Origin of the sequence: Actinoallomurus sp. NBC_01490 (assembly GCF_036227085.1) — a bacterium.
Taxonomy (GTDB): Bacteria; Actinomycetota; Actinomycetes; order Streptosporangiales; family Streptosporangiaceae; genus Actinoallomurus; species Actinoallomurus oryzae.
Window position 1 is genome coordinate 11,220,288 of sequence record NZ_CP109433.1, and the last position, 20,515, is coordinate 11,240,802.

Consider the following 20,515-nt stretch of genomic DNA (forward strand, 5'->3'; position numbering starts at 1 on the left):
TCACCGCTCCTCCCCCGAAGAGTCCTGCGCGCGGCGCCGCTCCGTACGGCCCGCCTCGATGGCGGGGTCCGGCCGGGCGGCACGGCCGGTCAGCGCACCGGCCAGCAGGCGTACGGCGGGCTCGGACCGCGCCGCGTCCACGCCGTCCGGGCGCAGGAAGTTGTCCATCAGCAGGCCGCTGATCAGCAGGCGGGCGGCCGCCGCCCGGCCGTCGGCATCCGCCTCGACCTCCGGGACCGCCGCGAGCAGATCCGCCAGGTCTCCCGTCGAGGAGGCCACCAGGCGCGCGGCCAGCTCCCGCAGCTCCGGGTCGACGTGAGCCTCCCGGAACAGGATCATCTGGCTGTTCCGGCTGCGGCCGAAGATCTCGGCCAGCTCCGTGACGGCGCGCCGCAGCACCTCCTCGACGCCTTCGTCGCCGGCCCCGGTGACCACCCGGGGCAGAGTGCCGCGGTAGGCACGCTCCCGGATCACCGCCATCAGCAGGTCCCGCTTGGTGGCGAAGTAGTAGAACACCAGGCCCGAAGGGACATCGGCCGCCGCGGCGATCTTCGCGGTCGAGGTGGCGTCGTAGCCGCGCTCGGCGAACAGGCGCTGAGCGGCGTCCATGATGCGCTCCCGGGCACCCTCCGCACCGGGCGCCCGCCGCCTGGCGGCGCGGCGCCGCGGTGCGCCGGTCGGCGTTGGAACCTCAGCCATGTCGCCCTTCCTTGATTGACCAGTCACTCAAATATGCGCGCTCGACCCGGCGGCCGTCAAGGCCCCAATAGGCCTTTGACCTGCATCGATACGCGCCGGAGGTCGAGGAAAGGCGGCGTACGCGACAGGAGGTGCGCGGAGCGGACGGCCCGCATGGCCCGCGACGGCACCGGCGGCGTACGGTGAAGGCCGCACACGATGGAGTCAGGGCGATGGAGTGGAGCAGGGACGACCTGCGGCGCATGGAGCCGAGCGAGCGCGCCGCGCTGATGCGGGCGCTGGCCGAACTCGCCGAGGAGGACCCGCTGGATGATCCGGGCCACCGCAAGGGGCGCCGGCTCTTCATCGCACTGACGATCGGGTCGTGTGTGTGGCTGGTTCCCTGGATCGTCTACCTGGCGTTGACCCTGCCCGCGAACTACACGGCCGACCAGTGGTCGGCGACCTGGACGGGCTTCGACATCGCCCTGCTGGCGGCGTTGGCCGGTACCGCACTGGCCATACTGGGCAAGCGGCAGGTGGCGATCGTCGGCATGCTCGTCACCTCCACGCTGCTGGTCTGCGACGCGTGGTTCGACGTCATGTTGTCGTGGGGCTCGGACGAGTTCCCGCTCAGTGTCGTGACGGCGCTGGTCGGCGAGCTGCCGCTGGCGGGGCTCTTTTTCTACGCGGCCCGCCAGCTGATCCGCCTGACCGTCCACCTGGCGTGGATCCGCAGCGGCCTGACCGGAGTGGAGCCGCGACTGACCCGCATCCGGCTCTTCACCCTCATCGAGCCCCGGCAGGGTCGCCCGTCCGGACCGGCCCCGGGCCGGAGGCCCTGACCGGCCGTACGGGCGGCGAACGGTCCTCCATGCCACCGCCTCGGACCCGGCCGCCGGGCGCGACGGTCAGGAGGCGGGGGCGGGGAGACCGGCGGCCAGGTGGTCGAACGCCTGGTCGATGAGCAGTTGCAGGTCCTCGATCCCCTTGTCCGGAGTCCAGGTGGTGAAGGCGACGCGGAAGACCACCACGGTCGCTCCCGCGAGCAGCTGCGGATAGAGGCTGTCCGCCGGGCATCCGATGCGGTCGGCGAGGGGGCCGACGAGCCTGGCCTCGAGGCCGAAGACCGCCTGCAGGATCTTCGATCTGAGTTCGGGATACGTGCCGAACAGCTCCTTGCGCGCGTGCCAGCCGGTCTGCGCGGCGAAGCTGGGCAGAGTGTCGTCCAGCGCCCGGCGCACGGCGGTGAGCGGTGGTTCGTGCGGTGGCCGTGCGCCGAGTCTGGCGACGAACTCGTCGGCGAGGCGCTGGTCCCAGGCGAGGACCGCCGCCTCCTTGCTCTCGAAGTAGTTGAAGAAGGTCCGGGGGGAGACCCGGGCGGCCTCACAGATGTCGGTCACGGTGACCGCCGAGGGGCCGCGCTCCAGGAAGAGCCGGATGGCGGCGGCGCGCAGGGCCTCGCGGGTCTCGGCCTTCTTGCGTTCGCGAAGCCCCGGAGTCGCGCCCTGCATGTCGATCAAGTCCTCTCATCGCGGCGAGCGCCAGCGTACTCGTGACGGGCGAGTTGCATGGGTGCAAAATTGCAGGACTGCAAGATTGGCTAAGCTGAGCCGCATGGCATCTGCGCATGCGAAGAAGACACGTGCCGGCGAGGTCGTGCGAACACTCGTGATGGGGCTCTGGCTCCCCGCGCTCTTCCTGGCGGGACTGCTCTTCTCCTTCCTGCTGGCCTTCCACGACCCGACGCCGCACCACGTCAAGGTCGCGGTCGCCGCTCCACCGGCCGCGACGGCGCAGCTGCAGCACCAGCTCGACACCGCGATCCCCGGCGGCTTCACCCTGCAGCCGTTCGACTCCGCGGCGGAGGCGCGCTCCGCCGTCCTGAACAACGACGCGGTGGCGGCGTTCACGCCGGCTCCCCACCATCCACAGCTGTACGGCGCCAAGGCGGACGGCGCCGCCATGGAGTCGATGATCCGCCAGGTCTTCACCTCCGCGGCCCAGCGGACCGGCGCCACCCTCGGCTTCCACGAACTGGTCCCGACCAGGCAGGGAGACGCCCTGGGCACCAGCCCGTTCTACCTGCTGATGGCCTGCACTCTCCCCGCCTACTTCCTGGTGGTCGCCATGCAGCGCGCGGTGGGGTTCAGCCGCCGGGCGCATGTGGCCACGATGCTCCTGACCGGCGCCGTCACCGCCGTCGCCTGCTACCTCGCCGGCGCGTACGGGATGGACGCGATCCCGCAGCACCCGCTCGCCATGCTGTACCTGTTCCTGCTGACCCAGTCGGTGTCACTGACCTCGTACGGGCTCGTGGCCTTTCTCGGCCCGTTCTTCCCCGGGGCCGCCGTGACGCTGTTCATCCTGCTCAGCGTGCCCTCCAGCGGCCTCACCGTCCCCGCCGACCTGGTCTCGGGCTTCTTCCACTTCCTCCACCCGATCCTGCCGATGGGCAATGCCGCCGACGCCCTGCGCGACGTCAACTACTTCGACGACCGGCAGCTGGGGCGGCCCACCGCGGTGCTGTGCGCCTGGATCGCGGCCGGCACCGCGCTCATCGTGCTCGGGTACGTCAAGCAGCTACGACAGCTCGTCCGCGAAGCGCAGGCGGGCATCACGCGATACGTCTCCGCGCCTCCCCCGGAAGATCCCACCGTGGAGCTCCCCGAGCCGGTCGCCCTTCCCCCGCACCGGCATCACTTCGGCGAGCAACCGGCGATGCTCACCGGGAGGGTCAGCGGTCCCGTCGGCGAGCCGCTGGCCGGCGTCACGATCACGGTCACCGACGCGCACGGCCGCCAGCTCCTCCATACCCGTACGGACCAGAACGGCGAGTACGCGGCCACGGGGTTCCACGAAGGGTTCGCCGTGGTCGTCGCCGGTGGCCCGGGCCGGCAGCCGGTCGCCACCCGCCTGCTGCTCAGCATGGCCGCACCCGTGAACCAGGACTTCGTCCTGACGCCTCGCCAGCAGACCGTTCCGGGTTATGTGAACAGCGGACGTGGGTGACCGCGGGCGCCTCAGCTCCGGCGTGTCTCCGTGGCCTCGGTAGGCTGGGGAAAGCCACGGACGGTCATCGATCGCCACCCGCCCGGCCATCGACCTCGCTCGATCCGCCAGAGCACGGAGTGATCTTCATGGAGGTCATTGGGCTACGCAACGCACGTGATGCCGTAGGACTCGCCGCCGGCCGTCTGACCCATCTCGTCGTCCGTCTGGTCCGCCGTGGGTCCGCTCACGTCGCCGGACGTCTGCCGCACACGGTGCGCTCGGCGTCTCCGGAGGGCGGCCGGACACGCCTCCAGCGGCTCGCCGACGAGCAGGGAGCGCTCCTGCGCGTCGCGACGCTCGTGGCGCAGGGAGTCCCGTCGGCGGACATCATCCGTGCCGTCGCCCGCGAGATGGGGTGCCTGCTGGGGGCGGACTACGTCATCATCAACCGCTATGAGCCGGACCGTACGAGCACCGTGGTCGGCCACTGGAGACGCGCCGGAATACCCGACATCATGCCTCCTCTGGGCGGGCGCTGGCCCATCGACGACGGCATCGTGGACGCAACGGTCGTCCGGACCGGAAGGCCGGCGCGGTTCACCGACTACGCCCGTGCCGGCACCGAGATCGGCGAGTGGACCCGCGCCCGCGGGATCAAGTACGCCGTCGCCTGCCCCATCATGGTCCAGGGCCGTCTGTGGGGCTTCGCGGGAAACTCCGGTCGCACGCCACAGCCCGCGGACACCGAGGAACGCATGATGCGGTTCATGGCACTCGTCGGCACCGCGATCGCCAACGCCGAGACCCGCGCCGAACTCCTCGCCGCCCGCGCCCGCGTCGTCGCCGCCTCCGACGCGGCCCGCCGCCGCTTCGAACGCGACCTGCACGACGGCGCACAACAGCGCCTCATCTGCCTCGGACTCGAACTCCGCGCCGCGGAGGCCTCCGTCCCACCCGAACACCCCGAAGTCAAGGAGCAGCTGGCCCGTACGGCCCGCGGGCTGACCAGCGTCCTGCACGACCTGCAGGAGATCTCCCACGGGCTGTATCCGGCCGCCCTGACCCAGGGCGGACTCGACGCCGCCGTCCGATCGCTGGCGCGCCGCTCCCCGATTCCGGTGAAGCTCGACCTGCGCATCGGCCGGCAGCTGGCCGAACCCCTGGAGGCGGCCGCCTACTACACCGTCTCCGAGGCGCTGACCAACGCCCTCAAACACGCGCACGCCAGCGAGGTGGGCGTCGACATCCACGTCGAGGACGAAACCGTCCGCATCGCGGTCGACGACGACGGCGTGGGCGGAGCCGACTTCGGCGGCGGGTCCGGGCTCATCGGGCTCAGGGACCGGATCGAACCGCTCGGCGGCGACATCCAGCTCACCAGCCCACCGGGCGAGGGCACGTCACTGCTGATCAGAGTCCCGCTGCACTACGGGACCAACGGGTACGGGGCCGGCCGGCCGTCGAACCCCCGCCCGTAGCCCCTCCCCGGACAACCCCCACCCGATGGGGGATACGCCGCGCGCACTCTCGGCCGAGTATTCATTCAGTGCCGCTCGGAGCTCGCGGTGAGGCGGTTGGCCGGGCCGCTATGGGGAGACGGCTCGGTCGCCTGGAAGCGCCGCCGCCGCTCGAGCTCGCGGTACTGGCGGTCTGACCGGGCCCTTGCTCAGAGGGGAAGGCTGGGGCCCGGTCAGACCGGCTACCTCTCGAGCGTCGGGGGGTCGGGCCGGCTGATGAGGCGGGCGAGTTCGACGCGGGAGGCGATGTTCAGTTTGCGGAAGACCTGGCTGAGGTGGAACTTCACGGTCTCTCGCGAGATGAACATCTGCGCGGCGATCTGGGGGTTGGTGAGTCCCTGGCCGGCGAGGGCGGCGACCTTGCGTTCGGTGTCGGTGAGGCTGGCCCATCCGGAGGACGGGCGCTGGGCCTGGCCCCAGTGGCGGCGCCGTACGCCGAGCCGGCGCAGCCGGGCGCGGACGCGCGCCGCGTCCCGTAGTGCGCCGGTCCCCTGGTAGGCCTCGAGTGCCTGGTCGAGATGGTGGATCGCCGCTTCGCGGTCCGCGTCGCCGTGCGCGTGCAGGACGCCGAGGTCCTCGGCGGCGGAGGCGCGGCTCCAGGGGCCGACGTGGTCGGCGGCGGCGCGGGCCAGCGCCGCGGCGTCGTGGTGGAGCAGTCCGTGAGCCTGCGCGGCGGAGGCGGCGAGAGTGGGGAAGCCGGGGTTGTCGCGGGCGAGGCGCTCGGCCGCTTCGGTGGCGGTCCGGGCGCCGGTACCGTCGCCGACGGCGAGGGCGATCCGGGTCAGCCACGCCGCGGCGTCGGCTTCGGCCATGAGCAGCCGATACCGTTCGCCCGGGTCGGTGTAAACGGGGTGGAGGAGGTCGAACGCCTGCTCCGGCCCGCCCTGGGCCTCGGCGACCAGCGCCGGGCCCCAGTTGGCCCACCACCAGGCGGACATGGGGTCGACGCCCGGCAGGTGATGCGAGCGGCTGCGGCCGGCGAAGTCCGCGGCGCTCTCCAGGTCACCGCGGCGCAGGGCCACGATGGCGAGCACGGTGGTGCCGAACCGGTCGTACAGGTGCGCGCCCAGCTCGTCGGCCGTGGCGAGCCCGGCCCTGGCCTCGGCGGCAGCGTCCTCCAGGCGCCCTTCGATCAGCCGCAGCCGGGCGCGCAGCAGCGTGGGGACGGCGGCGTACGCGGTGGTTCCGAGCGCCGTGATCTGTTCGGTGGCGACCCGCAGCGCGGTCGTCGCCTCCGGGAGCCGCCGCATGTCCATGAGCGTGCAGGCGTGCAGGAGGTGCGGGTGGGTGAGCCGGATCGGGTCGCCGGAGACGATGCGTGCGGCCTCGCGGCTGTGTTCGAGGCCGTCGGCGGCCCGTCCCTCACCCCACGCGATGTCGGCGAGGATCAGGTGCGCGGCGACCAGTGACGACTCGCTGTGCCGCCGCGGGGCGGCCAGAACACCCTCGGCGCGACTCCGCGCACGCCGGTGGGCCTGGCTGCCCAGCGGTCCCATGAACAGCACCTGATCGATGAGGCCGCGGAGCTCGTCGGGAAGGTCGCCCTGGCCGAGCGTCTTCTCGGCTTCGGCCACGGCATCCGCGATGCGGCCGGCCTGGAGCAGCGCGTATGCCAGTTCATAGCGCAACCGCGCGGTGTGGCCGGGCGGCGTGGCCGTGCTCAGGTTGGCCCGGGCCAGTCTCACCGCCTCGTTCAGCGCACCCGCGGTCGTCAGCGCGCGCACGGCGATCAGCGCGCGGTCGGATCGCCTGCCGTCGCCGTGGGCGGTGAGGTCCAGGGCCCGTACGGCCAGGTCGGCCGCTGTCTCGGGGGACGCCGGCAGTACCTCCCGCGCGGCCTGGTCGAGGCCCGCCAAGGCGGCCGCGTCGCCCGTGCGGGCGCTGTCCCTCAGGTGCGCGGCGGCGACCACGACCGATCCGCCGCGGTCGAGAAGCATCCTGCCGGCCTGGCGGTGCAGGGCCTGGCGCACCGAGGGGGCCATGGTCTCCGTCACGGCCAGCCAGACCAGGTCGTGCCGGAAGCTCAGCAGGCCCGGCCCGGCCGTCAGGACACCTGCCGCCTCGGCCTCCTCCAACGCCGGCAGCAGCCGGGCGGGCGGCTCACCGAGCATGTCCGCGACGTCGTCCGCCTCGAAGGAACGGCCCAAGATCGCCGCCACCTGCAGCAGGTGGCGAGTACGGGGCGACAGCCCGTACAGCCGGCCGTGCACGATCTGCTGGATCCGGCGCGGTAGTCGCGACGAGACCGGCCTCGCCCGGCCGTCCACGGTCTGGACCGCGTGCTCGTCCCGGAGCCCGCAGAGCAACTCCACCAGCAGGAACGGCTTGCCGCTCGCCCCGGCCGCCAGCCGCAGCAGCTCCGGGCTCGGCGCCGCGCCGAGTTCGTCGGTGATGATCTCGGCCACGGCCCGATCCTCCAGCGCACCCAGCACGATCCGCGTGGCACCGCCGGGTTCCAGGGCCTCGTACAACCGCTCGGCGCCGGAGTCCCCCCGCCCGGTCGTCCGCGACAGGACCCACACCAGCGGGTAGGACGCCAGCTCGGGGATCAGCGAACGCAGCGCCAGGAGGGTCATGGGGTCCGCCCAGTGCAGGTCGTCCAGGGTGGCCAGGAGCGGGCCGCGCGCGGCGCGCTCCTCCAACCGCGCCTGGAGTGCCTCCACCAGCCGCAGCCGCACGTCCATCCCGTCGGCGGGCTCCTGGGACCCGAGCAGCGTCTGGGTCGTCTCCCCGAACGCCGACATCAGCGGCGCCAGCGGCACCACGCGGCCCAGCTCGTCGGCCGCGCCACGAGCGAGCATGAACCCCATCGCCGCGGCGGTCTCGACCGCCTCTTCCAGAAGTCTGGTCTTGCCGATTCCCGACTCGCCCTCGACCAGCAGCACCCCGCCACGGCCGCTGTGCGCCGCCCGCAGCAGGCGCGTCAGGATCTCCGACTCACGGTCCCTGCCGCGCCAGCCGGACCGCGACGCCCCTCCGAAGCCGCCGTCGACCGCACCCCCCGGACCGGGGGTGGACACGCCCGGCGGACGGCTGCCAGACATCACCCCAAAAACATACCGAATCACCCATTGACCTGCGTGAATGCGCCGACAGGCGTCGGTGGTCGAGCGCTCAGCGGTCGTGCCGGGCGGTGACCAGCCACCCCCGGCTGGTGTCGGAGCGCCGCGCGTCGAACACCGACGGGACCGGCCGGCCATATCGGCCGACCACCGTGGCCAGGCTGTCGACGCGGGGCGTCCAGTCGTGGCCGGCCAGCCACGCGCCGAGTGCTCCCTCCGGGCCGCTCTGCCAGCTGTCCACCAGGTCCGCGGACATGGCGGCGATGGCCGAGTCGAGGGCCGGTGACCCCTTGATGTGGTCCGCGGCGAAGACGCTCCCGGGCGCGGACAGAGAGGTGATCTGCTGAAGCAGGGCGTCCGCGGCGGTGGACGGCAGGGCGTAGAGGATGCCCTCGGCCAGCCAGGCGGTGGGCTCTCGGGCCGAGAAACCCCGCGCCCGCAGCTCGGCCGGCCAGTCACGGCGCAGGTCCGCCGGCACCGGCCGATGATCGCAGCGGGGGGTTGCCCCGGCCTGCTCGAGCACCCGCAGCTTGAAGCGGAGCACCTCGGCGAAGTCCACGTCGAACACGCGGGTCTCCTCCGGCCAGTGCAGCCGGAACGCCCGGGTGTCCATCCCCGCCGCGAGGAGCACGACCTGGTGACAGCCCTCGCCCGCCGCGCGGAGCAACTGCTCGTCGAGGTACGCCGTACGCACCGCGGGCTGGTCGCCCATCTCCCGGAGGAAGGCGCGCATCCCTTCGCCGGCGAGAGGCCGCGCCTCGTCGCCGGTGGCCGTGGCCTCGTCGCCGGCGGCCGTGCCCTCGGCGCCGGTGGCCGTGGCCTCGTCGCCGGTGGCCGTGGCCTCGTCGCCGGCGGCCGTGCCCTCGGCGCCGGTGGCCGTGGCCTCGTCGCCGGTGGCCGTGGCCTCGTCGCCGGCGGCCGTGCCCTCGGCGCCGGCCGCGCGGAGGAACAGCTCGGCGAACGGGTCCTCGAAAAGCCGGTCGTCCCGCTGTTGCTCCGCCGCGCGAGCGGCCGCCACCACCAGGCTCGTCGCGGCGATGCCGGCCAGCCCTTCGGCCTCACGTCGCTCGGTCATGCCATTACCTCCCTCTCGACGCTACGCGAAGAAACGAGACAATAACGTCTTGTTACAAGATGCTAGCGTCTCGTTATGACCGCTACAAGCGATGAGGCGGACCCGCGGGTGATGCGCAGCCGGGCACGGGTCCTGGACGCGGTGGCGTCCCTGCTCGTCGAAAAGGGCGTCCGGGGAGTCACCGTCGACGCCGTGATGGCACGGTCCGGAGTGGCACGCGCCACCGTCTACCGGCACTGGCCCACCCGCCAGGCACTGGTCCTGGCGGGCCTGCGGCACCTCCTGCCGCCGCCCGTACCGCAGACGGCGGTCGACGGAACGCTCTCCCAGCGCCTGACCTCCGTCCTCGGCGGGCTCGCACGCCAGATGGAGGTCGAGCCGTGGGCGCACGCCATACCGGCACTGCTGGACGCGGCCCGGCGGGAGCCCGAGATCGCGACGGTGGCGGCCCGGTTCGTCGCGGACCGGCAGGCGCCCGTCAGAGCCGTGCTGCGCGAGGCCGTCGCGGACGGCTCACTGCCACGACTGGACGTCGAGACCGCGCTGGCTCAGCTGCTGGGGCCGCTGGTGTACCGCCGCCTTCTCACGTCCGAACCGCTCGACGAAGAGCTGTGCGCGCACATCGTGGAAGACTTCCTCCGCGGCCAGAGCCCTCAGGTCACCAGGCCGTTCCGGTAGGCGTAGACCACCGCCTGCACACGGTCACGCAGGTCGAGCTTGGTGAGGATGCGCGAGACGTACGTCTTGACGGTCTCCTGGCTGATCACCAGCGTCGCGGCGATCTCGCTGTTGGACAGGCCGTTGGCGATGAGGCGCAGCACCTCCAGCTCGCGCGGGGTCAGCGCGGTGTCGCCCGATGTGCGCTCGGCGGGGCGGATCCGCGCGGCGTACCTGCCCACGAGCTGCCGCGTCACCTCGGGCGCCAGCAGCGCGGCACCGGTCGCGACGGTCCGGATGCCGTGCAGGAGCTGCGCCGGCGGGGCATCCTTGAGCAGGAACCCGCTCGCCCCCGCGCGCAGCGCCTCGTAGACGTACTCGTCCAGGTTGAACGTCGTCACCACGAGCACCTTGATGGGATGCTCCACCCCGGCACCGGCCAGCAGCCGGGTCGCCTCGATGCCGTCGAGCACCGGCATCCGTACGTCCATCACCACCATGTCGGGCTTCAGCCGGCGGGCGAGGTCGACCGCCGCGCGCCCGTCCCCGCACTCGCCCACCACCTCCAGGTCGGGCTGCGCATCGATGATCGTCGCGAACCCGGTGCGGATCAGTGCCTGGTCGTCGCAGATCAGCACCCGGACCGAGGCGCTCACGACGGGCTCCCCGCGGGGATGCGGGCCAGTACGAGGAAGCCGCCGCCCGCCCGCCGGTCCGCGCTGAACTCTCCGCCCAGGGCGTCGACCCGTTCGCGGAGCCCGGCGAGACCCCGTCCACTCCCGCCGGGGGAGCCGCTCCGCGATCCGGAGCCGTCGGTGCCGACCTCCACGGTGATCTCCTCTCTCGTATGGCGTACGCGGACCACGGTGCGGCTGCCGTGGGCGTACTTGAGGGCGTTCGTCAAGCCTTCCTGCACGATCCGATAGGCCACGAACTCGGCACTGCCGGCCGATTCGGCGCGTTCGCCCTCCTCGGTGAACTCCACGGGCTGCCCGGCCTGGCGCGTCTGCTCCACGAGCGTGCGGAGGTCGCCGACGGACGGGGTGTCGATCTGGGTGTCGTGGTCGGGGTTGAGCAGGTCGAGCAGGTGCCGCAGGTCGGTGATGGCGCGTCGGCCGGTGTCGGTGACGGCGGTCAGGGTCGCGTCGAGGCGGTCGGGTGCGGCGGTCAGGTAGCGCGCGGCCTCGGCCTGTACGACCATGGCCGTGACGTGGTGGGTCACGACGTCGTGGAGTTCGCGGGCGATGCGGGTGCGTTCGGCGGTGAGGGTGGCCTCGGCGATACGGCTCCGGCGCTCGACCTCGGCGGCCCGGGTGGAGCGCAGCCACGACCCGATGCCCCACCCGAGAGCCAGCCCCACGTAGAACGTCGCGAATCCGCCCAGCTTCTCGGTCCCGCCGAGCCGGTGGAGCTCCACCGCCAGCACGACGTACACCGCGGACAGGACGGCCGCGGTGGCGCGCCGGTGACGTTCCAGGTGGGCGCCCGTGCTCAGCAGCGCGAAGGACAGTGCGGTGCTCGCGACCATGTGGTAGCCGCGGAGCTGTGTGACGACGAAGCCGAACGAGATGAGGGCGATGCAAGCGGCCGGCCACCGTCGGCGCACGGCGAGCGGAAGGGTCTGGAGGGCGAGCAGAGCGATCGCCAGGTCGTCGAAGGGGCGGGCCGGCAGACCACCGACATGCGTCTCGTGGCCGTGGAACACCGGCAGGAACGACGCGACGATGAACAGCAGCGCCAGCGGGAGATCCCGGACTGTGACGTCCCATCGGTGCCACAGGTCCGGGATCCGCCGGATGTCGATCACTGGGCGAGGGTAGCGGTAGCGGTGGTCTGGGTGTTGCGTCGGCGGGGGACGAGGTTGCCGCGGCGGTGGGCGATCCACAGGAACACGGCGGTCAATACGATGCCGAAGAAGATCGCGGAGGGGGCCGCTTCGGGTCCGAACTCGCCGCCGGTGATCATGGCTGGGCCGGACATCGTGCTGTGCAGCAGGCCGTCGTTTTGCCCGTTGCCGGACACCTCGGTGCTGAAGATGGCGGCCTCGGCGAAGTTCCAGCCGAAGTGCAGGCCGATCGGCACCCACAGGTTGCGGGTGGCGGCGTAGGCGGCGGCCAGGGTGCCGCCGGCCTCCACGGCGATGGCGAGTGCGCCCCATAGGGTCGCGTCCGGGTTGAGCAGGTGCCATCCGCCGAACAGCACGCTGGTCACCACCATCGCCACCCAGGTGCCGGTGCGTCCTTCGATGATCCGGAACAGCACGCCGCGGAACATCAGTTCTTCGGTCAGGGCGGCGGCGGCCATGAAGCCGAACAGCCCGACGGCGCCCATCACCGAGCCGAACCCCTCGACCCGGTAGTCGCCGTTGAAGGCGATGTTGCCGATCACGGCGCTGAACCACGCGACACCGATCAGCGTCCCCACACCGAGGCGGGCAGGGGCGCCTTTGAGGGCCACCTCCACCGGCGCGCGACGCTCGGACCAGCGCACCATCCGGGCGTAGACGAACACCGCGAGCACGGCCGTCGCGACCCCGACGACCAAGGTCAACAGCGCGTTGTCCTGCACCCCGGCCACCAGCTGCCCGCCGATGAACGCGACCACCGCGACCGGCAGGAGCTGCTTCAACAATCGCATGACGAATCCTTCGTGAAATTTCTTAACGAGATTCCGCGGCCAGCGCCGCGGCGACACCGAAAACGTTAGGGATTCCCCCACCGGAAATCGTCACCGCGCGGTGGACACTCCCTTGTAGCTCGCACGGGGGACAAGCGATCCCCGCGAGTGTCCACCGTGTGGTGACGATCCGGAGGGCCTCGAGGCCATAGCGTTATCGACATCGCCGATCGCTGATTATCGCCAAATGGAGGACGTTATGATTCGCAATATCAAGGCATCCGCTGTGATCGCGCTAAGCTGCGCGGTGGCAGGAGCGGGACTTACCGGCTGCAAGTCCGACTCGAATACGGCTCCGTCGGCATTCCACAGTGCCGGTGCGCACAAAACCGATAAGCCCTTGCCATCGGGGACCGAGAAGATCAAGATCGACGGCCGGTCGGTGAACGTGTCCTGCTCGGGCAGCGCGGCGAAGGGCAAGCCGGTCATCGTCCTGCTGGCCGGGCTCGGTGACGGGTTGGAGAAGATGGCCGGCCTCCAGAAGACCCTGAGCGAGAACAACCGGGTCTGCTCCTACGACCGCCTCGGCGAAGGCGCGAGCGACCAGCCGGATGGCCCGCAGACCTTCGCCGACACCGGGAAGATCCTGACCGGGGTGATCGACCGGGTCGCCGGCCACCGTCCCGTCGTCCTGGCCGCTCACTCACTGGGCGGGATGATCGCCGCCAGGTACGCCCCCGCCCACCGGGACAAGGTCAAGGGCCTCGTCCTGATGGACGCCACCTCCCCGACCTCGGTCGCCGACATCTCCTCGGGGATCCCGGAGTCCGCCACCGGAACCGCGGCCCAGCTGCGGGCGCAGACCCTCGCGGTCGACAAGGGGCAGAACCCGGAGAAGCTCGTCATCACCGACGGGAAGGTGCGCTCCGCCGGAAACATCCCGGTAGAGGTGATCAAGCACGGCAAGCAGTACCTCGCCGCGGCCGTTCCCGAGTACGGGCAGCGCCTGGAGCAGTTGTGGACCGCGGGCGAGCGCAAGTGGCTCGCCGTCTCCCGCCGCAGCAGGCTGAGCACCGCCGCCCAGAGCGAGCACTACATCTACGTCGACCAGCCCGACGTCGCCGTCCACGCCATCCAGCGCGTCGTCTCGCAGGTCGCACGTTAGGGCGAGCGATCGGCCGACTCTTCGAGTCCTCCCTTCGGTAACGGATCTCGTGCGGATGGCGCTGTAGGCGATGTGTGGCGGTTACCCCTGAACCGCCGCGCCTCCGGCCGCCTCGGGGTTACCTCGTAGCCCCGGGGCGGCCTTTTCCGTAGCAAGAGGCGACCCGACCCGTGCTCGCCGGCGCCCGTCCGGGCGAGGGGCGGTTGAAGGGCTCCGCCTCCTCGGTAACGGATCCGGAAGGGCCGGCGGTGTAGAGGGATGGTGACATCGCGCGGCCCCACCTGCGGGGCCGCCGCGCAAAGCCCGCCCGCCCCGGGATCCAGACGCCCATCTCCCGGGGCGGGCGGCGGTTCGGCCCAAGCCCGGTGGCCGGACCGGGTCGCCCACCCAGCACCGCGAAAGGAGCCAGCCCAGATTGGCGCGCACTCCGGTTACCGCCCTCGCGGCCGTCCTCCCGGCCGCCGCCTCGTCGGAACGACGTGGCGAGAGGCGATGAGCGCCGCGCAGCTCACCGGTGCGGCCCTGGTCCTGGCCGGTCTGTTCGGCCTTGCGTTGTCCGTCCGGCACGTGGTCGGCGGCCGCCGTACGAGCCGAAAGCGCCGGCGGCCCTCACACCGCCGTCGCTGAGCCGTACGGCCCCGTCCCACACCACCGCGCGGCGGCCCGGCGTCGGCGGCGACCGGACCGGCGCGACGAGGGTGACCGCGACGCTCCACACCCCGGATCGGTGCACATTCGCCGCACACATGCCTTTCTGGGGGAAATGCCGCATCATTGCGCGGGTGAGTCATGCCGAGGAACTGCATCCCCCGCCCTGGCTGGCCGCCGACCGCACCGGCGCCGAGCACGAGCCCGACGCCCTCCTGCGAGCCGCGCGAGAAGGGGACGAAGACGCGTTCCGCACGCTGTACCGGCAGATCCACCCCCGGCTGCTGCGCTACGTACGGACCCTGGTCGGCGACGACGCCGAAGACGTCACCTCCGAGGCATGGCTCCACATCGCACGCGACATCGCCATCTTCAAGGGCGACATCAACGGCTTCCGCGGCTGGACCGTGACCATCGCACGCCACCGCGCGCTCGACCACCTCCGCCATCGCAAACGCCGCCCCGTGGCGCAGACCCCCGTCGACGAGCTCCCCGAACAGACCGCACCCGAGGACACCGAGACGACGGCCCTGAACTCACTGTCCACCGAGGCCGCCCTCGCGCTCATCGCACGTCTCCCCCACGACCAGGCCGAGATCATCATCCTGCGCGTCGTCGTCGGCCTGGACGCCAAGACCGTCGCCAAGATCATCGGCAAACGCCCCGGCGCCGTACGCACCGCCGCCCACCGCGGCCTGCGCCGCCTCGAGCACCTCATCAACGACCTGGAGCCCCCGCGATGAACGACGACTCCGGCCTCGATCCCGACACCGCCGAACGGATGCTCCGCGGAGAACCCACCGGCCCTCCCCGCCTCGCCCGGCTCCTTGCCGCCGCCTCGGCCCCTCCGGAGACCGGACGAGCCGAGGGCGAACAGGCGGCCCTCGCCGCGTACCGTGCGGCCCGGCTCGGCAGCCGGGCACGGCGAGGCCGGCGGATCCCCGCCCTGCTCAGCCTCAAGGCGGCCCTGATCGGACTCGCGCTCCTCCTCACCGGCGGCGTCGCCGTGGCCGCGACCGCGCATCACCTCACAGCCCCGCCGGGAGACCGGCGGCCCCACCACACCAGGACGGCGGACACGTCCACGACGCTCCTGACCCGCGACACACCACGACGATCCGTACGCCCGACCGCCGGGCGGCCGGCCCCGCGGCCCGCGCACCCCGCGCCTCCCCGTCCACGGCCGACGCCGCACCAGAAGAACAAGACGCACCCCGTCAACACCCCGAAAGGCAAGGCGAAGGGCAATCCTCACAAAGGCGCGCCGGGTGGCTGACCACGGCCTCCGCCGGCCTCAGAACGTCTCGTCGAGGCTCACCGTCCCCTCGACGGCGACCTGGTAGGCCGACACGCGGCGTTCGAAGAAGTTCGACAGCTCCTGCACGTCCTGCAGCTCCATGAACGCGAACGGGTTCTCCGTGCCGTACCGGATCGGCATGCCGAGGCGGGCGAGGCGCTGGTCGGCGACGTTCTCCAGGTAGGCGCGCATGTCGGTGGCGCTCATGCCGGGCAGGCCGTCGCCGCACAGGTCGCGGGCGAAGGCCAGCTCGGCGGCGACGGCCTCCTCCAGCATCGCCGTCACCTGCCCGGTCAGCTCCTCGTCGAACAGCTCCGGCTCTTCGGCGCGTACGGTGTCCACGACGCTGAAGGCGAACTCCATGTGCATGGACTCGTCGCGGAAGACCCAGTTCGTGCCCGAGGCCAGGCCGTTCAGCAGCCCGCGGGAACGCAGCCAGTACACATAGGCGAAGGCGCCGTAGAAGAACAGGCCCTCGATGCACGCGGCGAAGCAGATCAGGTTGAGCAGGAACGCCCGCCGGTCCGCCTTGGTGCGCAGCTCCCGCAGCTCTCCGATCGAGTCGATCCAGCGGAAGCAGAACTCCGCCTTGTCGCGGATCGAGGGGATGTTCTCCACGGCGGCGAACGCCCTGACCCGCTCGTCGTGGTCGGGCAGGTAGGTGTCGAGCAGGGTCAGGTAGAACTGGACGTGCACGGCCTCCTCGAACAGTTGCCGCGACAGGTACAGGCGTGCCTCGGGCGCGTTCAGGTGGGCGTACAGGTTCAGCACCAGGTTGTTCGCCACGATGGTGTCGCCGGTGGCGAAGAACGCGACCAGCCGGTTCACCAGGTGCAGTTCCTCCGGCGTCAGCCGGGCCAGGTCGGCGAGGTCGGAGTGCAGGTCCACCTCCTCCACCGTCCAGGTGTTGCGGATCGCCGCGCGGAACCGGTCGTAGAAGTCCGGATAGCGCATCGGCCGCAGCGTCAGATCCATACCGGGGTTCAGCAAACTCATTGGCACGCCTCGCAGGCCTCGGGGTTCTCCAGGGAGCAGGCGACCGCTTCGGCCACCGGGGTCACGGTCGTCTGGGCGATACGCGTCGCCGGGCGTGACCGCAGGTAGTAGGTGGTCTTCAGGCCCGAGCGCCACGCGTAGGCGTACATCGAGGACAGCTTGCCGATGGTCGGGCTCGCCATGAACAGGTTCAGCGACTGGGCCTGGTCCACGTACGGCGTCCGGGCGGCGGCCAGGTCGATCAGCGCCTTCTGCGGGAGTTCCCACGCGGTCCGGTACAGGGCGCGCAGGTCGCCGGGGAGCTCCTCGATCCCCTGCACCGAGCCGTCGGCGCGCTTGATCGCGTCGCGGACCCGCGGCGTCCACAGCCCCCGCTTCTTCAGGTCCGCCACCAGGTAGGTGTTGATCTGCAGGAACTCCCCCGACAGCGTCTCGCGCTTGAAGACGTTGGACACCTGCGGCTCGATGCACTCGAAGCAGCCCGCGATGGAGGCGATGGTCGCGGTCGGCGCGATCGCCACCAGCAGCGAGTTGCGCAGCCCGACCTGCCCGATCCGGGCGCGCAGCGCGTCCCACTCGGCGGCGTGCACCGGCGCGGCGTCCGGCCAGTGGTCCGGGTGCAGGACGCCGCGGGCGGCGCGGGTCCGGCCGTACTCGGGATGTGGGCCGTACGTGGCCGCCAGCGCCGCCGACTCCCCGTACGCCGCGAGCGCGATCTCCTCGGCGATGCGGGTGGACAGGGCCAGCGCCTCGGCCGAGTCGAAGGGCAGCCGGAGCCGGAAGAAGACGTCCGCCAGGCCCATCACGCCGAGCCCGACCGGCCGCCACCGCCGGTTCGCGTTCGCGGCCTCCGGCGTCGGGTAGAGGCCGCGGTCGATCGTACGGTCCAGGAACCGCACCGCCGTACGGGCCGTCGCCCGCAGCCCCGCCCAGTCGACCCCGTCGTCGGTCAGGTGCGCGGCGAGGTTGATCGAGCCGAGGTTGCACACCGCGGTCTGGGAGTCGTCGGTGACCTCCAGGATCTCGGTGCACAGGTTCGACAGGTGCACTACGTTGCCGGGCTCGGCGGTCTGGTTGCAGGCGCGGTTGGCCGCGTCCTTGAACGTCATCCAGCCGTTGCCGGTCTGCGCGAGAGTGCGCATCATCGCGCCGTACAGCCGCCGCGCCGGGATCTGGCGCACGAACCGGCCGTCGGCCTCGGCCGCCCGGTACGCCCGGTCGAACTCCTCGCCCCACAGGTCGACCAGCTCCGGCGCCTCTTTGGGGTCGAACAGCGACCAGACCTCATCGGCCTCGACCCGGCGCATGAACTCATCCGGCACCCAGTTGGCCAGGTTGAGGTTGTGCGTACGCCGCGCGTCCTCGCCGGTGTTGTCGCGCAGTTCGAGGAACTCCTCGACGTCGGCGTGCCAGGGTTCGAGGTAGACGCACGCGGCGCCCTTGCGCCGCCCGCCCTGGTTGACGGCGGCGACCGACGCGTCCAGGGTCCGCAGCCACGGCACGATCCCGTTCGAGTGGCCGTTCGTGCCCCGGATCAGCGATCCCCGGCTGCGGACCCGGCTCCAGGAGATCCCGATCCCGCCCGCGTACTTGCTGAGCCGCGCGACCTGCCCGTACCGCTCGTAGATCGCCTCCAGCTCGTCGCGCGGTGAGTCGAGCAGGAAGCAGGAGGACAGCTGCGGGCGGGCGGCGCCGGAGTTGAACAGCGTCGGCGAGCTCGGCAGGTACGCCAGCCGCGACATCAGCCCGTACAGCTCGGCGGCCTCCCCCACGTTCCCGGCCAGTCCGCACGCCACGCGCAGGAAGAAGTGCTGGGGCCGCTCCAGCACCCGCCGCGTCGTCGGATGCCGCAGCAGGTACCGGTCATAGACCGTCCGCAGCCCGAAGTAGGTGAACCGGTCGTCCGCGCCGTGGTCCACCAGGGCGTCCAGCGCCGCCGCCTCGCGCGCGACGAACCCGGCGGTCTCCTCGTTCAGCAGGCCCTGCTCATAGGCCGCCGCGACGGACTCGGTGAACGTCACCGGCCCGGTCTCCTCGGCGATCGACCGGGCCAGCAGGCGCGCCGCCACCGTCGAGTAGGCGGGGTCGGTGATCACCAGCGCGGCGGCCCGTCGTACGGCCTCGGCCAGGTCGCCGGCGTCGCCGACGCGGAGCGGGTCGGCGTCCGGCAGACCGGCGCAGGCACGCTCGATCTCCGCGGCGAGCGTGCGCTCCGGATCGGCGTCCGACGTGGGCGGCGCGATGAGCTGTTGTGTCACGTGCTCTCTTCCTCGCGAGCTTCTTTCACTGGGTTCCCTCTCACACCGTTTTGCCGCAGGAGGCACAGGCGCACCAGGAACACGAGAACCATACATGTAGTGGCATCAGCACGACAGCACCCCTAGATGTTGGGGGTGTCGTCGACTGTGTCCCTGTACGCGGGCGTGCCGAAGACTCCCGGCGGCCGACCTGCCGGGAGTCGTCTCGCGTGGAGCCTTATGCCGTGGCCGGTGCCTCCGCGGACCGTGGTTCGCCGGCGGTACGGGCGAGCAGGCGCTCGGCCATCGGCGCGAAGCACAGGCCGATCGCGGCCCACATGATCGCCTGGGCGGCCACCGAGTACAGGCGGAAGGAGAACAGCACGTCCGCCGGGAAGCCCGGGTAGACGATCCCTCCCTGCGGGTTCCTGAGCGGCGGCGGCGTCTCCGTCGCGTGCCGGCCGTACTCGTGGACGTTCGCCGACAGGTGTCCGAACGAGGGGAGCGCGAACATCACGATGCCGAGCGCGACGACGCAGGCCAGCCCGGCCAGCAGCGTCGCGTTCCAGTTTCCGAACCGGGGCCTCAGCTTCTGCCCCAGCCAGACCGCCAGGACCAGGAACGCGATGGAGAACCCGACCATCAGCAGGTACAGGCCGCCCCGCGCGCGGATGGTCTCCTCGTGACCGATCGCGGGCGGGTCGGCCGGGTACTTGACGAAGGGGATCAGGTAGAAGCCCAGGAAGCCGCCGAGGGCGACCAGCAGCGCCAGCGTCCGTGGCCGCAGGTTCCCGGTGCGGCCGCAGGCCAGCAGGTAGGCCACCGCGTACAGGCCGCCCATCGCGGCGCCGAACACGATGACGCCGGCGCCGATCCCCACGTTGGCCTGGACCGTACGGCTGAAGAGGTCCGGCTCCGCGGCCTCGGGGGTGATGCCCGCCGCCTTGTCGAGCAGGGCCTGGGCGGCGTCACGCCCGCTCTCGTAGTCGATGGCCGCCCGGATCTGCGGCTCGGCGAAGATCCGGGCGAAGACGAACGCCAGGATCCCTCCGATCGCGCCCACGAGCAGCCCACGCACGATGAATCGCCGTTCCACGGCGTACTCCTTCGGGTGCGGTGTCGCGGGATCAGTGGCAGGGGAACCCGAGGAAGTGGCGCGCGTCGTGCACGAACTCGTGGATGTACATGTTGTCGCCGAACACCGAGGTGGCGCCCTGGTCGACGCCGATGAAGTAGTACGCGGCCAGGCAGAGCAGCACGGTGCCGAACAGCCACAGAGCGGCCCGGGCGCCCGGCACGACGACGGGTGTCGTACGGGTGGTGGGCAGCGTCGAGGTGGTCATCGCAAGAGCCTCCTAAAGGGATCCGGCGTCCCTGTCACGGGTGGAGCGCTTCTGACGGCGGAGGGTCTGACTTTCCGGCCCGTGGGCCGGATCACAGTGGCGCGACCGTGCCGGATTTGCACCGGCTTCCTCTTACCATCACGTTCGTCCGGATCGTACGACCGGCGTTCCGGACCGTCAACAGCGCGGGAGGTCGCACTCCATGACCGAGCGAAGCGAGGGAATCAAAA

19 protein-coding genes and 1 riboswitch are annotated in these 20,515 nt (G+C 71.6%); of the genes, 8 read left to right on the forward strand and 11 right to left on the reverse strand.

Annotated features, from left to right (window positions below; all coding sequences use genetic code 11):
• Complete coding sequence (locus OG417_RS51860; protein ID WP_329246548.1) at nucleotides 1-699, reverse strand: TetR/AcrR family transcriptional regulator; 699 nt, start codon at nucleotides 697-699, stop codon at nucleotides 1-3.
• A 212-nt stretch (nucleotides 700-911) separates the two neighbouring features.
• On the opposite strand from OG417_RS51860, the gene OG417_RS51865 reads away from it, so the two are divergent.
• Nucleotides 912-1,523, forward strand: a complete 612-nt coding sequence (locus OG417_RS51865) for a hypothetical protein (RefSeq protein WP_329246550.1) — start codon at nucleotides 912-914, stop codon at nucleotides 1,521-1,523.
• Between the two features lie 66 nt (nucleotides 1,524-1,589).
• Here the strand turns inward: OG417_RS51865 and OG417_RS51870 are convergent, their stop codons facing one another.
• Entirely contained in the window at nucleotides 1,590-2,192 is a 603-nt protein-coding gene (locus tag OG417_RS51870; protein WP_329263130.1) for a TetR/AcrR family transcriptional regulator, read from the reverse strand.
• Nucleotides 2,193-2,295: 103 nt separating this feature from the next.
• On the opposite strand from OG417_RS51870, the gene OG417_RS51875 reads away from it, so the two are divergent.
• Nucleotides 2,296-3,690, forward strand: a complete 1,395-nt coding sequence (locus tag OG417_RS51875) for a carboxypeptidase regulatory-like domain-containing protein (protein WP_329246553.1) — start codon at nucleotides 2,296-2,298, stop codon at nucleotides 3,688-3,690.
• 128 nt (nucleotides 3,691-3,818) lie between these two features.
• Nucleotides 3,819-5,150 (forward strand): GAF domain-containing sensor histidine kinase, encoded by a 1,332-nt coding sequence (locus tag OG417_RS51880; RefSeq protein WP_329246558.1) that lies wholly within the window; start codon nucleotides 3,819-3,821, stop codon nucleotides 5,148-5,150.
• A 221-nt stretch (nucleotides 5,151-5,371) separates the two neighbouring features.
• Here the strand turns inward: OG417_RS51880 and OG417_RS51885 are convergent, their stop codons facing one another.
• On the reverse strand, nucleotides 5,372-8,233 hold the full coding sequence (locus OG417_RS51885; protein WP_329263133.1) for a helix-turn-helix transcriptional regulator: 2,862 nt from the start codon (nucleotides 8,231-8,233) through the stop codon (nucleotides 5,372-5,374).
• Between the two features lie 70 nt (nucleotides 8,234-8,303).
• A complete protein-coding gene (locus OG417_RS51890) occupies nucleotides 8,304-9,326 on the reverse strand; it encodes an SAM-dependent methyltransferase (protein WP_329246561.1) in 1,023 nt (340 codons plus the stop codon).
• Nucleotides 9,327-9,401: 75 nt separating this feature from the next.
• Between OG417_RS51890 and OG417_RS51895 the strand changes: the two genes are divergently transcribed.
• On the forward strand, nucleotides 9,402-10,004 hold the full coding sequence (locus tag OG417_RS51895) for a TetR/AcrR family transcriptional regulator (protein WP_329246564.1): 603 nt from the start codon (nucleotides 9,402-9,404) through the stop codon (nucleotides 10,002-10,004).
• On the opposite strand, the gene OG417_RS51900 is transcribed toward OG417_RS51895, so the two are convergent.
• From OG417_RS51900 to OG417_RS51910, 3 genes are read right to left on the reverse strand one after another with little or no spacing between them, the layout of a single operon-like run.
• Nucleotides 9,980-10,639 carry a response regulator transcription factor gene (locus tag OG417_RS51900; RefSeq protein WP_329246566.1) on the reverse strand — a complete coding sequence of 220 codons (660 nt, stop codon included), beginning with the start codon at nucleotides 10,637-10,639 and terminating at the stop codon, nucleotides 9,980-9,982. The genes OG417_RS51895 and OG417_RS51900 overlap by 25 nt on opposite strands.
• On the reverse strand, nucleotides 10,636-11,790 hold the full coding sequence (locus tag OG417_RS51905; protein WP_329246569.1) for a sensor histidine kinase: 1,155 nt from the start codon (nucleotides 11,788-11,790) through the stop codon (nucleotides 10,636-10,638). Before OG417_RS51905 ends, OG417_RS51900 begins: the two co-directional genes overlap by 4 nt.
• Complete coding sequence (locus OG417_RS51910; RefSeq protein ID WP_329246572.1) at nucleotides 11,787-12,620, reverse strand: CPBP family intramembrane glutamic endopeptidase; 834 nt, start codon at nucleotides 12,618-12,620, stop codon at nucleotides 11,787-11,789. Before OG417_RS51910 ends, OG417_RS51905 begins: the two co-directional genes overlap by 4 nt.
• Before the next feature lie 379 nt (nucleotides 12,621-12,999).
• Here OG417_RS51910 and OG417_RS51915 point away from each other — a divergent pair, with 379 nt between their 5' ends.
• The 4 genes from OG417_RS51915 (at nucleotide 13,000) to OG417_RS51930 (ending at nucleotide 15,688) form a co-directional block, all read left to right on the forward strand.
• The gene (locus tag OG417_RS51915; RefSeq protein WP_329246576.1) at nucleotides 13,000-13,764 is read left to right on the forward strand and encodes an alpha/beta fold hydrolase; all 765 of its coding nucleotides are present in this window, start codon (nucleotides 13,000-13,002) and stop codon (nucleotides 13,762-13,764) included.
• 492 nt (nucleotides 13,765-14,256) lie between these two features.
• Complete coding sequence (locus OG417_RS51920) at nucleotides 14,257-14,391, forward strand: hypothetical protein (protein ID WP_329246579.1); 135 nt, start codon at nucleotides 14,257-14,259, stop codon at nucleotides 14,389-14,391.
• A gap of 155 nt (nucleotides 14,392-14,546) precedes the next feature.
• Complete coding sequence (locus OG417_RS51925) at nucleotides 14,547-15,155, forward strand: RNA polymerase sigma factor (protein WP_329246582.1); 609 nt, start codon at nucleotides 14,547-14,549, stop codon at nucleotides 15,153-15,155.
• Entirely contained in the window at nucleotides 15,152-15,688 is a 537-nt protein-coding gene (locus tag OG417_RS51930) for a hypothetical protein (protein WP_329246584.1), read from the forward strand. The genes OG417_RS51925 and OG417_RS51930 overlap by 4 nt, the downstream gene beginning before the upstream one ends.
• 18 nt (nucleotides 15,689-15,706) lie before the next feature.
• On the opposite strand, the gene OG417_RS51935 is transcribed toward OG417_RS51930, so the two are convergent.
• From OG417_RS51935 to OG417_RS51950, 4 genes are all read right to left on the reverse strand, one after another.
• Complete coding sequence (locus OG417_RS51935; protein ID WP_329246586.1) at nucleotides 15,707-16,705, reverse strand: ribonucleotide-diphosphate reductase subunit beta; 999 nt, start codon at nucleotides 16,703-16,705, stop codon at nucleotides 15,707-15,709.
• Nucleotides 16,702-18,963 (reverse strand): ribonucleoside-diphosphate reductase subunit alpha, encoded by a 2,262-nt coding sequence (locus OG417_RS51940; RefSeq protein WP_329246588.1) that lies wholly within the window; start codon nucleotides 18,961-18,963, stop codon nucleotides 16,702-16,704. The genes OG417_RS51935 and OG417_RS51940 overlap by 4 nt, the downstream gene beginning before the upstream one ends.
• Nucleotides 18,964-19,180: 217 nt before the next feature.
• Nucleotides 19,181-20,038 (reverse strand): CbtA family protein, encoded by an 858-nt coding sequence (locus OG417_RS51945; protein WP_329246591.1) that lies wholly within the window; start codon nucleotides 20,036-20,038, stop codon nucleotides 19,181-19,183.
• Between the two features lie 31 nt (nucleotides 20,039-20,069).
• Nucleotides 20,070-20,285 (reverse strand): CbtB domain-containing protein, encoded by a 216-nt coding sequence (locus tag OG417_RS51950; protein WP_329246594.1) that lies wholly within the window; start codon nucleotides 20,283-20,285, stop codon nucleotides 20,070-20,072.
• Nucleotides 20,286-20,324: 39 nt separating this feature from the next.
• Nucleotides 20,325-20,479, reverse strand: a riboswitch (cobalamin riboswitch).
• Between the last annotated feature and the right edge of the window lie 36 nt (nucleotides 20,480-20,515).

What these genes read in the sequence shown, in the direction of transcription:
- OG417_RS51860 (WP_329246548.1), bottom strand. Translation starts at nt 699, where the DNA reads ATGGCTGAGGTTCCAACGCCGACCGGCGCACCGCGGCGCCGCGCCGCC.
- OG417_RS51880 (WP_329246558.1), top strand. Translation starts at nt 3,819, where the DNA reads ATGGAGGTCATTGGGCTACGCAACGCACGTGATGCCGTAGGACTCGCC.
- OG417_RS51920 (WP_329246579.1), top strand. Translation starts at nt 14,257, where the DNA reads ATGAGCGCCGCGCAGCTCACCGGTGCGGCCCTGGTCCTGGCCGGTCTG.
- OG417_RS51950 (WP_329246594.1), bottom strand. Translation starts at nt 20,285, where the DNA reads ATGACCACCTCGACGCTGCCCACCACCCGTACGACACCCGTCGTCGTG.
- OG417_RS51875 (WP_329246553.1), top strand. Translation starts at nt 2,296, where the DNA reads ATGGCATCTGCGCATGCGAAGAAGACACGTGCCGGCGAGGTCGTGCGA.
- OG417_RS51890 (WP_329246561.1), bottom strand. Translation starts at nt 9,326, where the DNA reads ATGACCGAGCGACGTGAGGCCGAAGGGCTGGCCGGCATCGCCGCGACG.
- OG417_RS51870 (WP_329263130.1), bottom strand. Translation starts at nt 2,192, where the DNA reads ATGCAGGGCGCGACTCCGGGGCTTCGCGAACGCAAGAAGGCCGAGACC.
- OG417_RS51865 (WP_329246550.1), top strand. Translation starts at nt 912, where the DNA reads ATGGAGTGGAGCAGGGACGACCTGCGGCGCATGGAGCCGAGCGAGCGC.
- OG417_RS51930 (WP_329246584.1), top strand. Translation starts at nt 15,152, where the DNA reads ATGAACGACGACTCCGGCCTCGATCCCGACACCGCCGAACGGATGCTC.
- OG417_RS51885 (WP_329263133.1), bottom strand. Translation starts at nt 8,233, where the DNA reads ATGTCTGGCAGCCGTCCGCCGGGCGTGTCCACCCCCGGTCCGGGGGGT.
- OG417_RS51910 (WP_329246572.1), bottom strand. Translation starts at nt 12,620, where the DNA reads ATGCGATTGTTGAAGCAGCTCCTGCCGGTCGCGGTGGTCGCGTTCATC.
- OG417_RS51895 (WP_329246564.1), top strand. Translation starts at nt 9,402, where the DNA reads ATGACCGCTACAAGCGATGAGGCGGACCCGCGGGTGATGCGCAGCCGG.
- OG417_RS51935 (WP_329246586.1), bottom strand. Translation starts at nt 16,705, where the DNA reads ATGAGTTTGCTGAACCCCGGTATGGATCTGACGCTGCGGCCGATGCGC.